Consider the following 15,225-nt stretch of genomic DNA (forward strand, 5'->3'; position numbering starts at 1 on the left):
GCCTGTCATTGATGACTTCCTGGGCAGGCCTCCGTCCGTCCGCGCTGCCAACGACGGTGGCGTGGGATCCCGCCATGACCGCATACAATTTCGGTCCCTCGCATCCGATGGCCCCCGAACGGCTTGAGCTGACGGCCAGGCTCGCCGCGGCGCTCGGACTGTTTGATTTGAAACACGTCTCGGTCCAAGCGCCCGAGGTGGCGTCCGACGTCGAACTCCTGGCAGTGCACAGCGCCGAATATGTCGCCGCGGTGCGGCGTGCAAGCGAAGACCCGACGACGCCGGACCCGGAACGCGGGCTCGGCACCGAAGATGATCCGGCTTTTGCCGGGATGCACGAAGCCAGCGCCCGGCTTGCCGGTGGTTCGCTGCTCGGGGCCGAGGCGATCCTGTCCGGGACCGCGGTCCGGGCCGTCAACTTCGGCGGCGGCCTGCATCATGCCTCCCGCGAGCGGGCCAGCGGCTTCTGCATCTATAACGACGCCGCACTCGCCGTGCAGAGGCTGCTCGACGGCGGCGTCCGGCGGGTCGCGTACATCGACGTCGATGCCCACCACGGCGACGGCACCCAGAGCATCTTCTGGAACGACCCCAGGGTACTGACGATTTCCCTGCACGAAAGTGGCCTCTCGTTGTTCCCCGGAACGGGATTCGCCAATGAGATCGGCGGCCAAGACGCCCTGGGCACCGCCGTCAACGTGGCGTTGCCGGCATGGACGGGCGACGCCGGGTGGTTGCGAGCCTTCCATGCCGTGGTGCCGCAACTCGTGCAGGCCTTCGAACCGGAAGTCATCGTGAGCCAGCATGGCTGTGACTCCCATAAACTCGATCCCCTCACGCACCTCAACCTCAGCGTGGACGGGCAACGCGAGGCGGCCACCGCCGTCGCGGGCCTCGCCGCCAGGTTCTGCGAAAACCGTTGGATCGCCACCGGGGGAGGGGGTTACGACATCACGGGAGTGGTACCGCGCACGTGGAGCCATTTGATAGGTATCGTGGCCCAACATCCCGTCCAGCTGACAGCTCCGGTCCCGGAAGCTTTCCGGGACTATGTCCGGGAAAAGTACGGGGAAACGGTTCCGGAACTGATGGGCGACGGAGTCGACACCTGGTGGCGTTCGTGGGAGGTCGGCTATGACCCCGCCGACGCCGTGGACCGCACCATCATCGCCACCCGCAAGGAAATCTTTCCGCTTTACGGGCTGGATCCTTGGTTCGACTGATGATTGTTCGGCTTTCCGGCGCGGGGCTCGGTCAACGCCGGGCGCATGGCTCGATCAGCGCCGGGCGCACAAGCGAAATAGTTGATGCCTTTTGGCGTATATGTCGCTAGGGTGGGAGGCATGGTGACTGACGACGTATTTGCCGTCATTGCTGAGGCGACCCGGCGTGACATTCTGGTTTCCCTCCGCTCTGGGGATAAGGCTGTGGGGGAACTCGTGGAAGAGCTCGCAGCGAGCCAGCCCACCATCTCAAAGCATTTGAAGGTGCTCCGCGAGGCGGATCTCGTCAGCATGCGCGCGCAAGGACAGAAACGCTATTACGCGTTGAACCCGAAGCCGCTCGCCGGCGTTGCCAGCTGGCTGGAGACGTTCGACGTCGGACCCGCCAAGCCAGCGGTCGAGGCCGCCACCCCGGCCCGCAGCCCCCGGCCACGTTCGGCAGGCCAGCAGGGCGCAGGCGCTGCGAAGAAGCAGCTCACGCAGCCCGACGGCGAGCCGCTCGTCGCTTCTCTGGCGAGCACCGACGTCGAGCGCTCGACTGAAGCCGTTCCCGCCACCGGAGCCGTTGCTGCCGTCGCGGGAATCGACGACACCATGCCGCAGCAGATCGGCCGCACGGTTGGCCGTGCCGCAACCAAGGCTGCCGACCTCTTGGCGAACCTGCCAAACCTGCCCAACCTGCCGAAGTTCGGGCGGAAGAAGTAAAGGAGCATCGGTCGTTCCAACCGGCGATGAGGATGCACTCCCCGCTCTTGTCCAAAATGGGCCTGCATGAAAAGCCAGCATGCTGTCCCCGAGCTATGGCGCGGAGTCCGCAGATTACTCTTCGGCAGCAAAAGATACGGACTCTACCGGGAAATTGGTCGATGTGCAGCCTGACGGCCCGGCGCTGATCCTGACTGACGGGATACTCCGGGTCAGATACGCTCACCCGCCACCGATGAACGCGGGGACATCGTGGTCGCCGCCAACACGATCCTCCATGTCGCAATCCACCCCTCCCGGCTCATATTGCCCATTATTGACCTGAGCTAAGAAGCGCCGGACCCGTCCCCCGGCCGCGCTTTTTGCTTACCTCTGCCCTGAGGGCTGCCTGGTCGTATTCGGTTCGGATGGAGACTGGCGTGCGTCTGATGCGAGCATGGCGGGGTCGTTGCAGATCCGCCGTTCGGCGCAGAAGTTGTAGGGAGTCACATGGATTCGAGGCTGGAAGCAGTCCGGGACACCGTCTTGGCGCGGAACCCGGGCGAGCTGGAATTTCACCAAGCCGTCACCGAGGTCTTTGAAAGCCTTGGCCCGGTGCATGACCGCCACCCGGAATTCCTCGAGGGCGCCGTCCTTGAGCGCCTGTGCGAACCGGAGCGCCAAATCATCTTCCGCGTCCCGTGGACCGATAACGCCGGACGCGTCCACGTCAACCGCGGTTTCCGCGTCGAGTTCAATTCAGCCTTGGGCCCCTACAAGGGCGGGCTGCGCTTCCACCCCTCGGTCTACTTGGGCATCGTCTAGTTCCTCGGCTTCGAACAGATCTTCAAGAATGCCCTGACAGGCATGCCTATCGGTGGCGGCAAGGGAGGCTCGGACTTCGATCCCCGCGGCCGCTCCGACGCCGAAATCATGCGCTTTTGCCAGTCCTTCATGACCGAGCTGTACCGCCACATCGGCGAATACACCGACGTTCCTGCCGGCGACATCGGCGTGGGAGGCCGCGAGATCGGCTTCCTGTTCGGCCAGTACAAGCGCATCACCAACCGCTACGAGTCGGGCGTGCTGACGGGCAAGGGAATGTCGTGGGGCGGCTCCTTGGTCCGTCCGGAAGCCACTGGTTTCGGCACGGTCATCTTTGCCCAGGAGATGCTCAAGACCAAGGGCAGGTCTTTCGATGGCCAACGGGTCGTGGTCTCCGGTTCGGGAAACGTGGCCATCTACGCCATCGCCAAAGCCCGGGCGCTTGGCGCCACCGTGGTGGCCTGTTCCGACTCCGCGGGCTATGTGGTTGACGAGGCCGGCATCGACGTCGCACTGCTCCGCCAGATCAAGGAAGTCGAACGGGGCCGCCTCACTGAATACGCGGAGCGACGCCGGGGCGCCAGCTACGTGGCCGGCGGCTCGGTCTGGGACGTCAACGGCACCGTTGCCCTGCCGTGCGCGACGCAAAACGAGCTCGACGGCGACGCGGCAGCCAAGCTCGTCAGCAACGGGCTGCTGGCAGTCGCCGAAGGCGCCAACATGCCCTCCACCCGTGAAGCCGTTGCGGTTTTCCAGGATGCGGGCATCCTGTTTGCCCCGGGCAAGGCAGCAAACGCCGGTGGCGTGGCGACGTCGGCGTTAGAGATGCAGCAGAACGCCAGCCGCGATTCCTGGTCCTTCGAACACACGGAAGCACGCCTCACGGAAATCATGGTGGGCATCCACGATCGTTGTGCCGAAACCGCGGAGGAATACGGTGCGCCGGGCAACTATGTCCTGGGTGCCAACATCGGCGGCTTCGTGAAGGTCGCCGACGCCATGTTGGCGCAAGGCCTCATCTAGCCCCAACTAGCTCGCAGTTGTTGTCGTTTACAGGGCTGAAAACGACAACAACTGCGAGCCAGTTGGGAGAGGGGAGCCGGAGGTTACGCGCCCAGCAGGCGAACGTGATCCGGGTTGAGTTCCGAAATCCTGGTGACTCCGAGCAAGGCCATCGTGCGGGCCATGTCCTTTTCCAGGATCTGGATGGTGCGGTCCACGCCTGCGCGCCCGCCGGCCATGAGTCCGTAAAGGTAGGCGCGCCCGATCAACGTGAAGTCCGCACCGAGGGCCAGGGCTGCCACGATGTCGGCGCCGCTCATGATGCCCGTGTCCAGGATGATGGCCGCGTCGCTGTTGTCGGCCTTCAGCGCCGCTGAGACCTCCGGAACGAGGTGCAGCGGAATCGGTGCCCGGTCCAGTTGGCGCCCGCCGTGGTTGGAGATCACGACGCCGTCCGCGCCGTGGTCCACCACCTTGCGGGCATCTTCCACCGTCTGGATTCCCTTGACCACGAGCTTGCCCTTCCAGGTTTCGCGCAGCCAGTCGAGATCGTCGAAGGTCAGGGTGGGATCGAACATGGAGTTGATGAGGTCTGCCACCGTACCCGTGTAACGGGAGAGCGAGGCGAAGGTGAGCGGTTCGTGCGTGAGGAAGTTGAACCACCAGGCGGGCCGGTACGAGGCATCCAGGACGGTTTTCACCGTGAGCGCCGGCGGAATGGTCATGCCGTTGCGGACGTCCCGCAGCCGGGCGCCCGCGACGGCGGTGTCCACCGTGACCATGAGGGTGTCGTTTCCGGCCTTGGCGGCGCGCTCGATCAGTTCCAGGGAACGGTCCCGGTCCGTCCAGAGGTACAGCTGGAACCAGTTACGACCATTCGGAGCCGCTGCTGCAACGTCTTCGATGGACGCCGTTCCCATCGTGGACAGCGTGTACGGAATGCCCGCTGCTTCGGCCGCCTGCGAGCCCGCGTACTCACCCTCGGACTGCATCATGCGGGTAAATCCCGTGGGTGCGATACCGAACGGAAGCCGGGATTCCTTGCCCAGGATCCCGGTGCTGAGGTCGATGCTGGAGACGTCGCGCAGGATCCCCGGCCGGAACTCGATGTCCTGGAAAGCCTGGCGGGCCCGGCGAAGGGTGATCTCCGCCTCCGCTGCACCGTCCGTGTAGTCGAACGGCGCCTGGGGAGTGCGTCGCTTGGCCATATCCCGCAGTTCCCAAATGGTGGATGCGCGGCGCAGCTTCGCCGCGTTGCTGAACTCGGGCTTCTTGAACTTCATGAGCGGCGCCAGGTCCGCGTATTTGGGAACCCGGCGCTTGAGTGCCGCGGGGCGCCCGACGGCGGTGGGGACGTTCGCGGGCACCTCAAGGGAAGGGGCGCTGCTCGGCTGGACGGTCTGCGTCATGGTGCTGTCTCCCGTGTGCTTGTGTGGTTAGACCACACTCTATGCCATGTGGTCCAACCACATCAACTACTATTTATCCATGCGAACGCACGAGCTCGTCCTGAGTTGGATCGAAAAGCAATTGTCCGACGGGCATTTGGTGCTTGGCGGACGGCTCCCCGCCGAGCGGGCGCTGGCCGAACAACTGGAGGTCTCGCGGACTTCGGTCCGCGAAGCCATCCGCATCCTGGAGGCCATGGGCTTGGTGCGGGCAGGCGTCGGCTCCGGCAAGGACGCCGGGACGGTGGTCATCGCGGAACCGGCCGCGGCACTCGGCTCCGCGCTCCGCCTCCACGTGGCCACGCAGCATTTGCCCGTCGCCGACATTGTGGAGACCCGGGTCCTGCTCGAATCATGGGCGGTGTCCCGCGCCAAGGCCGACGCCCCCGAACTCAAGGAAGCAGCGAGGCTCCTGGACGAGATGGACGCGAGCCCCGCCGTCGACGACTTCCTCGCGTTGGACGTCGCCTTCCACTTGGCGCTTGCGGAAGCCGCGGGAAATGCCGTGGTGAGCACCATTATGGGCTCGCTGCGTGAAGCGATCGAGGGTTACGCCGCCGCGCTCACGGCGAACCTGCCGGATTGGGATCACACCGCCGATCGCCTGCGGTCCGAGCATCGCGCCATTTTGGAGGCGGTGAACGACGGCGACGGCGGCCGGGCGGCGACGCTCGTTGCCGCGCACATCGAGGGGTACTACCGGGAGGCCGGACTGGGGAAGGCCCCTGCGGAAACTAGGCCTTGACCGGTCCGGTGCTGCCCCTGAGCTCAATCCGCGGCGGGAAGTAGTTCGTGGGGGAAGCGGCGTCGTTGGTCTGGATCTGCTCCCGCATGCGTCGCCACGCAAGGTCTCCGAGGTCGGAGATCGGCACGGCGGCAGTGGTCAGCGGCGGCATGGTGTACCGGGCAAACGGCATGTCATCGAAGCCCGTGAGTGACAAATCTTCCGGGACGCGGATCCCGCGCTCACTCAGACCGCTCAAGAGGCCCATCGCCGCGACGTCGTTGAAGACGAGGATTCCAGTAGCCCCGCATGAGGCGACGGCATCGCTCGACTCGAATCCGGCGTCGAACGTGTTGCCACCGGGAATGAACTGCAACTCGACGTTCGGAAATTCGGCCGTGAATTTCTCGAGCCCGCGGAGGCGCTGCACGTTGGAGGCGCTGCGGTCCGGTCCCGTCAGATAAGCCAGTTTGCGATGGCCCAGCTCCACCAGATGGGCGGCAAGTTCCTGGATGCCTTGACCGTAGTCCACCACGAGGCTGGGAGTCGGTACCGACTCGGTGGTCCGGTTGATGAGGACGAGCGGATAGAGCGTGGGGGCGAGTTCCTCCAGATCGGCGTCACTCATTCGGGGGGCGCAAAGAACGACGCCGTCGCATCGCCTCCGGGCTTCCCCGGCCAGGATTGCCTCTTCGCTGGAGACTTCGGACGAGTCGGCGATCAACACGCGGTAGCCGTCGCGGGCGGCGGCAATACTCAGTCCGCGAAGAATGGCCTGGAAGGTGGGGTTGGACAAGTCCGGCACCACGATTCCGATGGTGTCCGTTTTTCCCAGGGCCAGGCTCCGCCCCACCGGGTTCGGCTTGTACTTCAGCTCGGAAGCGGCCGCGCGCACGCGAGCGGCAATGTCCGCGTCCACGGTGGTATTTCCGTTCATGACGCGGGAAACGGTGGCATGCGAAACGCCGGCCATGGATGCCACATCTGCGATGCCCACCCGCCGGGTGTTCCTTCTGCCTGGCATGGCTTCCTTCCTGGAGCTGCTGCCGACCTTGCTCCAACGCGGCGGCGACATGTGTTCTGAAATGAAGTTTATAGTGCGTGGGGAAACGGTTTCCCTTGATGTCGTCGCATTTCGATTTGCAGGCATCCGGAACCTGACGCTATGGTTTGGCTATGACTAACCGTTGGTATGCGTATTTTTCGTTGGCTCTGGAGGGGCCCGCGTCTAACTGACACGCATCCAACATTCCTTCAGAGCCAACAGGGCAGAGATCATTCTCTGCCCTTCGCCATTTCCAGGCGGGCTCTGAGTAGGGTCCGCTCCTCTCCGGAACAGGACCCCTTTCATGACCAGCATCGCCGCAGAGCCCACTACACTAAATGCCGACGTCGAGAATGCCGGGGCGCAGTCGACATCGAACCTGCGCGTCAGCCGCTTCGAGCCGCTCCCCACGCCGCAGGAAATCATCGCGGAACTGCCGCTTGACGCGAGGGCCTCCGCCGTCGTCGAGCGCGGACGCGATGGAGTCCGCGCCATCATGGACGGCGTGGACGACCGCCTCCTGGTGATCGTGGGCCCGTGTTCCATCCACGATCCGAAGGCCGGCCTGGAATACGCGCGCAGGCTGGTCAGCCAGGCCGAGAAGCACAAGGAAGACCTGCTGATCGTCATGCGGGCGTACTTCGAGAAGCCGCGGACCACCGTGGGCTGGAAGGGCCTCATCAACGATCCCCACTTGGATGGCAGCCACGACATCGCGGCCGGACTCCGTGCGGCGCGTGGATTCCTTCAGCAAGTCACAGCCCTCGGCCTGCCGACCGCCACCGAGTTCCTGGAACCTATCAGCCCGCAATACATGGCCGACCTTGTGGCGTGGGGCGCCATCGGTGCGCGCACCACCGAGAGCCAGATCCACCGCCAGCTCGCCTCCGGACTGTCCATGCCGATCGGCTTCAAGAACGGGACCGACGGCGACCTGCAAGTCGCGATCGATGCCTGCGGCGCCTCTGCGGCACCCCAGGCGTTCTTGGGGATCGACGGCGATGGCCGCGCCGCCCTCGTGGCGACCTCGGGAAACCCGGACACGCATGTGATCCTGCGCGGTGGCCGCAAGGGCCCGAACTACGCCGCCGACCACGTCGCTGATGCCTCGGAGAAGCTTTCGGCGAAGGGGCTGAACCCGCGGCTTATCGTTGACGCGAGCCATGCCAACAGCGGCAAGAGCCACCATCGCCAGGCCGAAGTCGCCTTGGAGATCGGCGCGCAGTTGGAAGATGACGTTGCTTCGCCGATCGCCGGCGTCATGCTGGAAAGCTTCCTTGTGGGCGGGGCGCAGAACCTGGATGTGGAGCGGCAGCTGGCTGGCGAACAAGGGTTGGTTTACGGCCAGAGCGTCACTGATGCCTGCATGGAGTGGGACGTCACGGTGTCCGTCTTGGGCCAGTTGGCGGCCTCGGCCCGCAAGCGCCGGATGGCCGCCTCCAACTAAGGGAAACCCGATCTTCAGTTGGCCGAAAGACTTTCACTTTGGTACCAGCAGCCTCTAGAGTATCTAGCACATGGTTGTTTGATGGCTCAGCATCGGCACACCAGGTAATGAATGCTGGGGTTCGCCGCTAACCGCTGAGAGCAAAGGAATATGGAGAAATGTCCGCAGAGGCTAACTTCTCGAACGCGCGTTTCATGACAGTGGCTGAAGTCGCCGAAGTCCTCCGGGTTTCCAAAATGACCGTGTACCGCCTGGTCCACTCGGGAGAAATGCCAGCCGTCCGATTTGGACGATCATTCCGTGTCCCCGAAGAAGCCGTGAGCCAATACCTCAAGGGCGCGGTTGTCGACGGACACTCGGAGACAGCTTGAGTCTTGCTTGGTTCCCTAGGGGCCAACGGTCATTGGGTGCCCCCGATAGGCGGTACCCTGTTAAGGAACGTTTTACGTCATTGTAAGAATCTGTCAGTTGTAAAAGTCTGTTGCTCAGTTCAAGGACCTCACCCAGCAGACAGAATCTCAATCTAGTTTGGTAAGGAACTTACGTGGGTTCAGTTATTAAGAAGCGCCGCAAGCGTATGGCCAAGAAGAAGCACCGCAAACTGCTTCGTAAGACCCGCCACCAGCGTCGCAATAAGAAGTAGAGATACTTCCTACAGCGTGAATGCCCGTTGCCTCTCGAGGCGGCGGGCATTTTTGCGTGTACGCCCCCTGTGACGCTCGCTCACGTATGTCGGTTGTATCGGCGAACGCTCGCTCACGTATGTCGGGCGTTCGGCGGCTATATGTGAGCGAGGGTTGCTGGAGGGGCGGCTATATGTGAGCGAGGGTTGCTGGGGTTAGCCCCTCGGGCTGCGGAACTTGGAGAAACCCCGCCACAAACCGTAGACAGCGCCTCCGACAGTCGCGGCTTTGAGGCCGAGCGTGGCTGCCCGGCGGCCGGAACGGAAGTCATAAACCGGCCAGTTGTTCTCGCGCGCATGGCGGCGCAGCCCGGCGTCGGGATTGATGCACACCGGGTGGCCCACCAAAGTGAGCAGCGGGATGTCGTTATGTGAATCGCTGTATGCCCAGCAGCGCTTCAGGTCCAGGCCTTCTTCGTCCGCTACGCGCTGCACAGCCACGGCTTTGGCTGGACCGTGGAGGATCTCGCCCACGAGCCGGCCCGTGTAGGCACCATCTTCAACTTCGCCCACGGTACCCAGGGCGCCCGTGAGGCCGAGGCGCGTGGAAATGACGGTGGCGACTTCGATGGGTGTGGCGGTTACGAGCCAGACCTTGCGGCCAACCCGCAGGTGCTGTTCCGCCAGGGCCTTGGTACCAGGCCAGATCCGCGACTCGATCATCTCGTCGTAGACTTCTTCGCCCAGTTCCTTGATGTCGGACACCTTGATACCGGCCGCGAGGACGAGCGCGGAATCCCGGACGGAATGGACGTCCTCCATCTTTTCGCCCCGTAGCACGAACTTGAATTGCTTCCAGGCAAAGCCCGCGGCTTGGGAAAGGGTGAAGGCCTTGCGTTCGTACATCTTCCGCGCGACGTGGAAGAGGCTGGCGCCCTTCATGAGGGTGTTGTCGACGTCGAAGAATGCGGCTTCGCCGTGCTGCTGCGTTGCGGCCGGCGCGGTGGCCACAACGGCGTTCTTCTCGACGGGCATGCCATGAGTCTAGTCAATCGCCCGGCCTCCTGCCGTTCGCACGGCTGTGCCGACGCTAAAGCGATACCTTTGAACCATGCCAAATCCCGACGTCGTACTCCTCACCAAAGCTGACTGCCACCTCTGCGCCGCGGCGCGTGACGCCGTCGAACGCGTGACCTCAAGCCTTGGGCTCACGTGGACGGAACAATCGATTGACACCGACCCTGTACTGCGCGAGCGCTACGCCGAGGAGATCCCGGTGGTATTCGTGGACGGTATCCAACGGGATTTCTGGAAAATCGATGAGGCACGATTGGTTCGGGTCCTGAAGAAGGCCATCGCAGCCTGAACATGCGTGCAGTGCTTTGTTGGCAATAGAGTGGGAAAACAAAGCGACGCAATGGAGAAGAACGTGACTGCGCTGGAACCGTCCGCCGAAGCTGTATCCGGGGACAAGGACTCTGCCGCGAAGCAGATACCACCCGCGGCTGTGGCCCGGATGACGCTTTACCTGCGCGCTCTGAACTCCCTGCTGGGCGAAGGCGTGGAACGGGTTTCCTCCGAGGCGTTGGCCGAGGCGTCGGGAGTCAGTTCGTCCACGTTGCGCAAGGACCTCTCCTACGTCGGCTCCTATGGAACGCGCGGCGTGGGATACGAGGTCCAGTACCTGAGCCGCCACATCGCGGCGGCGCTCGGCTTGACCCACGACTGGAAAGTGGCCATTGTGGGCGCGGGCAACCTTGGAAAGGCGTTGGCGCGCTACGGCGGATTCGAGTCGCGCGGTTTCGACGTGGTGGCGATCCTTGATGCCGATCCTATGGTCATCGGGAACGAAGTGGGCTGGCTGCGGGTCAGCGACGCCGCCAATCTTGAAACGGTCCTTCAGCGGACCGGCACCAACATGGTTGTGCTGGCCCTCCCGGCCGCGGTGGCGCAGGACGTTTGCGACCGCGTGATCAGCGCGGGTATCCGCAGCATCCTCAGCTTTGCGCCCGTCCTCCTGCAGGTTCCGCCGTACGTGAATCTGCGAAAGGTGGATATGGCCACTGAGCTTCAGATCCTGGCGTATCACGCACAACGGGCGCAGACCCCGGGCCAGGCCATTTAGGCCGAGCCGGGTCTGCGCCCGTTGTTTGTTCTTGGCGGTGGGCCGTGGACCGTACGCCGCGTGGCCTGGCTGCCGTACGCCGCGTGGCCTGGCTGCCGTACGGCGCTGTGCTTAACGGCCGTACGGCGCCTGGCCGTAGGGGTTCGCGAACGGCTGGGCCTTCCGGAAATACGGCGCCGAGGCCGGCAGGTACAACAGCACGATCGCGGCGACGCCCAGGAGGATGGTGATGGTGCCCATGCCGATCTGGGTCAGGCCGAGCAGGGAAATCGCCGCAAAGACCGTGCCCAGGATCCGGGCCCAGTTCTTGCCCTGGCGGACCTTGAACGCAACCAGTGCGTAGAGTCCGGCAAAAATCACCGAGAAAATAACCAGGACGGTGATCAAAATGCTGATGAAGGTGCTGGTGTCAATGCCAGATGCGTTGCTTCCTTGTGCCGACAACGCCTGATCGAGCATGTTCTTGCCTGCCGGCGAGTTCAGCGTAGCGATGGTGAAGGGAATGCCGATCAAGGTCAGCAAACCAGCGGCAAGTATGAGCCAGAAGGAGATGTTGACCAGCTGGGGGACTCCGGACGTGGCAGCGGGCTGCTGGCTGGGCCAAGCGACGGGGCCGCCCTGCCCGTACTGCGGGACGGAAGGCTGGCCGTACTGCGGCTGCTGAGGTGCCTGCTGCCCGTACTGCGGAGCCTGCTGCCCGTACTGCGGAGCCTGCTGCCCGTACTGCGGCGCGGACGGCTGGCCGTAAGGTGACGGCTGACCCTGCTGCGGTGTCTGCTGCCCATACTGCGGAGCCTGCTGGCCGTATTGCGGCTGCTGACCCTGCTGGGGTGTCTGCTGGCCGTATTTCGGCTGCTCAGGTGTGGGATTTTCGCCCGGAGTGGACGGTGGGTACGGAGGGGTGCTCATGGCATTCCTTTGCGTGTCGACTGCAGATACGGCTGCCGGGTGCAACGTGCCCTGCCCCCAGCTCGGCTTAATTCCACCGTACCCCGGAGGCACAGTGCTGGTGATGATTCGCGGTAAGAATTCTCGCTGAACAAGGTTCGGCGGATCTCCCGCGAATCGCGCGGGGACAAAGGGAAGGCCGCGGGGTCCTCTCGGGACCTGCCGCGGCCTTCAGCCATATGTGCTGCGTTGTTCCTATACGAAGTGCTTCCGGGACTCCGGAAGCCACATCAAGACCGTAGCCGCGACGGCTACCGCCGATCCGATGAAGTTGAGGTTAAGGGTAACCACCTGGACCAGCAGGGAAATCACCGCAAACGCTCCCAGGATGGTCAGGACAAGCCGTGCCCAGCGGGAGCCCTCCTTGAGGCGAATGGCAATGAAGATGTAGAGGGCAGCGAACACCAGGCTGAAAATCAGGCCCACAATACCCGGGCCCACCATCATCTCTCCGAACAGGCCGCGCATCGTGAAGATGTTGGCGAAGCTGGCAAGAACACCCAAAGCGGCAGCCGCGACCCACAACCAGTAGGAGATGGTCAACTGCTGCGGCACTCCCGTGGTGTCCCGGAAGCGCTGCGCGACGTTGTTGAAGTCGAGTCCAAAGGTGTTCCGCGCTGGCGCAGCGTAGCCGAGCCCTGCCGGCGGTGCGCTATTCGGGCCCGTTGGCATGCCATAGGCGGGTTGGCCGGGCTGCTGGTATCCGGGGCCGGGCTGCGGGTAGGAGGGAGGCGCTTGGTAAGAAGGAGGTGCTTGGTATCCCTGCGGAGGCTGGTAACCCGCAGGAGGGACATTGCCGGGCTGCGGTGGCTGGGCTCCGGGCTGCTGAGGCTGAGGAGCTTCGTTTGGGTTACTCATGGCATCACTTTAGACCTGAGGTTTAAGGATTCATAGGAAATTCTTGGCTAATTCGCCGCTAAGTATCGGCTTTTCCCCGAACAATAAGCGGGTGACACCGCAAGCAACGAAATGGCGCCTCCGGTGCTGCACAGGGGATCGTGTGCAGCACCGAAGACGCCATTCAGTCCGGAAACCCGGTGGATTAGGAGTCCGGTGGATTAGGCGGCGGGTGCGATGAAAGCCAGTTCCAGGTTGATGACAACCTTGTCGCTGACCAACACACCGCCGGCCTCGAGCACTGCGTTCCAGGTCAGGCCGAACTCCTTGCGGCTGATGGTCGTCTCACCCGAGACGCCTGCGCGGGTGTTGCCGAACGGGTCAACGGCCACGCCGTTGAACTCAGTCTCGATGGTGACCTCTTTGGAGACGCCCTTGATGGTCAGATCGCCCACGAGGTCGAAGCTGTCGCCGTTGGCCTTGACGTGGCGGGAGACAAACGTGATTTCCGGGAACTTCTCCACGTCGAAGAAGTCCTCGCCCTTGACGTGGCCGTCGCGGTTGGCGTCGCCCGAGTCGAAACTGGCGGTCTGGATGGTTGCGGCGACCTTGGAGTCGGTCAGCCCATTGCCGAGTTCAAGGGTGGCCTCGGCTTCGGTGAACTGGCCGCGGACCTTGCTGATGCCTGCGTGGCGGACGGTGAAGCCGATCTCGCTGTGGGAGTTGTCGAGGGTCCAGACGCCGGTGGTGACGTTTGCGGGAAGAGTCATGGGGTTCTCCTTGGGAAGGTGTGGTCGTAGCTTCACTGGGCGTTCGGTCGTACTTAGTTGAAGTGTCAACCGAACCTTGTGTCAAGTATAAACATGCAAATGCATCTTTTATTCCACCTTCAGGGAACATTCTGAAGAAACTTTCAGTTCTACGAAACGTAGAAGATTTCAGATCGCCCGCCTTCTTTGAGAAACTGGTAAACATGCCCCAAGCAACTGTCCATCTGCTCCGCCATGGCGAGGTCTACAATCCCGACGGCATTCTGTACGGCAGACTGCCCGAATTCCACCTCTCCGAACGCGGCCGCGAGATGGCCAAGATGCTCGCGGACCACTTCGCTGCCCGCGTCGCGCAGGGGGCGAACATCGTCCACCTGGTCTCTTCGCCGTTGACCCGTGCCCAGGAAACCGCCCTTCCCACTTCCCAGGCATTGGACCTCCAGATCCACACCGACCCCCGGATTATCGAGGCCGAGAACCACTTCGAAGGGCTCAAAGCCGGCGTCTCCGAATTCATCAAGCCCAAGCACTGGTTCGAGTACCGCAATCCGCTGCGTCCGTCCTGGGGCGAGTCTTACCAGGACCAGGTCACCCGCATGCGTGCCGCCGTCGAGGATGCCCGGCTCAAAGCGATCGAACTCGGCGGCGATGGGGCCGAAGCCATCCTCGTCAGCCACCAGCTCCCCATCTACGCCACGCGCCTCAGCGCGGAGGGCCGACCCCTGTGGCACGATCCGCGCAAACGCGAGTGCACGCTGACGTCACTGACGTCCCTGGTGTTCGACGACGGCAAGGTTGCGCGGGTGGACTACAGCGAACCCGCGGCCGTGCTGCTGCCCGGTGCCGCGAAGACCCCCGGAGCATGACAATGGACCGCAACACCACCAGCCGCAAGACCAGCGGCCAGAAGATCAACGCAGCCCTGACTTCGCGCCGCAGCTTCCTTGCTGTCGGGGGGGTGGCACTCTCTGCATTGACCATGGGCCTGTCCGCCTGTGCCCAGGAAGACGCCCTGGCCCAGCAAGCCAAAGCGGGCGACAACAAGAACTACGTCGCCGGGGACGGCTCGGTGACCGAATTCGCCAAAGCGGACCGTAAGGCCGCCGTCGGGATCAAAGGCACGTTGTTCGACGGAACTGCCGTGAACCCGCAGGACCTGCTTGGCAAGGTAACCGTCCTCAACTTCTGGTTCGCCGCGTGTGCGCCGTGCCGGGTTGAAGCGCCGATCCTTGAAGAACTGCACCAGGAGTTCAAGAGCAAAGGTGTCCAGTTCTACGGTGTGAATCTCCGGGACGAGAAGGCCACGGCCGACGCGTTCGACCAGACGTTCAAGCTCACGTACCCCAGCTTCAACGACAAAGACGGCGCCGTACTGCTGTCCGTCTCTGGCATTGTGCCTCCGGGTGCGGTGCCCACCACGCTGGTTCTGGACAAAGAAGGCAAGGTTGCCGCCCGAGTCCTGGGCGAGATCGAGAAGAGCACCCTCAAGGCCCTCATCACCACCGCGGTTGCCGAGTAGGTGGCC

General features: G+C 63.5%; 16 protein-coding genes and 1 pseudogene. 11 read left to right on the top strand and 6 right to left on the bottom strand.

The features are described from left to right. The first annotated feature begins 11 nt into the window (after positions 1–11). From AC1DJW_RS08985 to gdhA, 3 genes and pseudogenes are all read left to right on the top strand, one after another. A complete protein-coding gene (locus AC1DJW_RS08985) occupies positions 12–1,223 on the top strand; it encodes an acetoin utilization protein AcuC (protein ID WP_390278002.1) in 1,212 nt (403 codons plus the stop codon). A gap of 120 nt (positions 1,224–1,343) precedes the next feature. Beyond that, positions 1,344–1,928 (top strand): ArsR/SmtB family transcription factor, encoded by a 585-nt coding sequence (locus tag AC1DJW_RS08990; protein ID WP_476901175.1) that lies wholly within the window; start codon positions 1,344–1,346, stop codon positions 1,926–1,928. 489 nt (positions 1,929–2,417) lie between these two features. Then, positions 2,418–3,755: pseudogene (gdhA, locus tag AC1DJW_RS08995) on the top strand (NADP-specific glutamate dehydrogenase). Positions 3,756–3,838: 83 nt separating this feature from the next. Here gdhA and AC1DJW_RS09000 read toward each other — a convergent pair. After that, a complete protein-coding gene (locus AC1DJW_RS09000; RefSeq protein WP_476901176.1) occupies positions 3,839–5,143 on the bottom strand; it encodes an alpha-hydroxy acid oxidase in 1,305 nt (434 codons plus the stop codon). A 79-nt stretch (positions 5,144–5,222) separates the two neighbouring features. On the opposite strand from AC1DJW_RS09000, the gene AC1DJW_RS09005 reads away from it, so the two are divergent. Beyond that, on the top strand, positions 5,223–5,927 hold the full coding sequence (locus AC1DJW_RS09005; protein ID WP_476901177.1) for a FadR/GntR family transcriptional regulator: 705 nt from the start codon (positions 5,223–5,225) through the stop codon (positions 5,925–5,927). On the opposite strand, the gene AC1DJW_RS09010 is transcribed toward AC1DJW_RS09005, so the two are convergent. Beyond that, positions 5,917–6,930 carry a LacI family DNA-binding transcriptional regulator gene (locus AC1DJW_RS09010; protein WP_284754067.1) on the bottom strand — a complete coding sequence of 338 codons (1,014 nt, stop codon included), beginning with the start codon at positions 6,928–6,930 and terminating at the stop codon, positions 5,917–5,919. The genes AC1DJW_RS09005 and AC1DJW_RS09010 overlap by 11 nt on opposite strands. Positions 6,931–7,255: 325 nt before the next feature. On the opposite strand from AC1DJW_RS09010, the gene AC1DJW_RS09015 reads away from it, so the two are divergent. From AC1DJW_RS09015 to AC1DJW_RS09025, 3 genes are all read left to right on the top strand, one after another. Continuing rightward, positions 7,256–8,398 carry a 3-deoxy-7-phosphoheptulonate synthase gene (locus AC1DJW_RS09015; RefSeq protein WP_284754065.1) on the top strand — a complete coding sequence of 381 codons (1,143 nt, stop codon included), beginning with the start codon at positions 7,256–7,258 and terminating at the stop codon, positions 8,396–8,398. 158 nt (positions 8,399–8,556) lie between these two features. Then, the gene (locus AC1DJW_RS09020) at positions 8,557–8,769 is read left to right on the top strand and encodes a helix-turn-helix domain-containing protein (RefSeq protein WP_184738709.1); all 213 of its coding nucleotides are present in this window, start codon (positions 8,557–8,559) and stop codon (positions 8,767–8,769) included. Positions 8,770–8,942: 173 nt separating this feature from the next. Beyond that, complete coding sequence (locus AC1DJW_RS09025; RefSeq protein ID WP_003792170.1) at positions 8,943–9,041, top strand: 30S ribosomal protein bS22; 99 nt, start codon at positions 8,943–8,945, stop codon at positions 9,039–9,041. Between the two features lie 195 nt (positions 9,042–9,236). On the opposite strand, the gene AC1DJW_RS09030 is transcribed toward AC1DJW_RS09025, so the two are convergent. Then, entirely contained in the window at positions 9,237–10,055 is an 819-nt protein-coding gene (locus AC1DJW_RS09030; RefSeq protein ID WP_284753818.1) for an HAD family hydrolase, read from the bottom strand. A 76-nt stretch (positions 10,056–10,131) separates the two neighbouring features. Between AC1DJW_RS09030 and AC1DJW_RS09035 the strand changes: the two genes are divergently transcribed. Together AC1DJW_RS09035 and AC1DJW_RS09040 are read left to right on the top strand one after the other, a co-directional pair. Further along, complete coding sequence (locus AC1DJW_RS09035) at positions 10,132–10,386, top strand: glutaredoxin family protein (protein WP_234748772.1); 255 nt, start codon at positions 10,132–10,134, stop codon at positions 10,384–10,386. A gap of 51 nt (positions 10,387–10,437) precedes the next feature. After that, the gene (locus AC1DJW_RS09040) at positions 10,438–11,145 is read left to right on the top strand and encodes a redox-sensing transcriptional repressor Rex (protein WP_390278014.1); all 708 of its coding nucleotides are present in this window, start codon (positions 10,438–10,440) and stop codon (positions 11,143–11,145) included. Positions 11,146–11,256: 111 nt separating this feature from the next. Here AC1DJW_RS09040 and AC1DJW_RS09045 read toward each other — a convergent pair whose 3' ends face one another. From AC1DJW_RS09045 to AC1DJW_RS09055, 3 genes are all read right to left on the bottom strand, one after another. Then, positions 11,257–12,054: an MFS transporter gene (locus AC1DJW_RS09045; RefSeq protein WP_459342139.1), complete on the bottom strand. Its 798-nt coding sequence runs from the start codon at positions 12,052–12,054 to the stop codon at positions 11,257–11,259. A gap of 234 nt (positions 12,055–12,288) precedes the next feature. Continuing rightward, on the bottom strand, positions 12,289–12,951 hold the full coding sequence (locus AC1DJW_RS09050) for a hypothetical protein (RefSeq protein ID WP_390278018.1): 663 nt from the start codon (positions 12,949–12,951) through the stop codon (positions 12,289–12,291). Positions 12,952–13,151: 200 nt separating this feature from the next. Further along, positions 13,152–13,700 (bottom strand): YceI family protein, encoded by a 549-nt coding sequence (locus AC1DJW_RS09055; protein ID WP_284753812.1) that lies wholly within the window; start codon positions 13,698–13,700, stop codon positions 13,152–13,154. Between the two features lie 203 nt (positions 13,701–13,903). Here AC1DJW_RS09055 and AC1DJW_RS09060 point away from each other — a divergent pair, with 203 nt between their 5' ends. Both AC1DJW_RS09060 and AC1DJW_RS09065 read left to right on the top strand, forming a co-directional pair. Continuing rightward, positions 13,904–14,566, top strand: a complete 663-nt coding sequence (locus tag AC1DJW_RS09060; protein WP_284753810.1) for a histidine phosphatase family protein — start codon at positions 13,904–13,906, stop codon at positions 14,564–14,566. Positions 14,567–14,568: 2 nt separating this feature from the next. After that, positions 14,569–15,219: a TlpA family protein disulfide reductase gene (locus AC1DJW_RS09065; RefSeq protein ID WP_390278020.1), complete on the top strand. Its 651-nt coding sequence runs from the start codon at positions 14,569–14,571 to the stop codon at positions 15,217–15,219. Positions 15,220–15,225 lie beyond the last annotated feature (6 nt).

It is taken from the genome of Arthrobacter sp. 05L417, assembly GCF_056397865.1.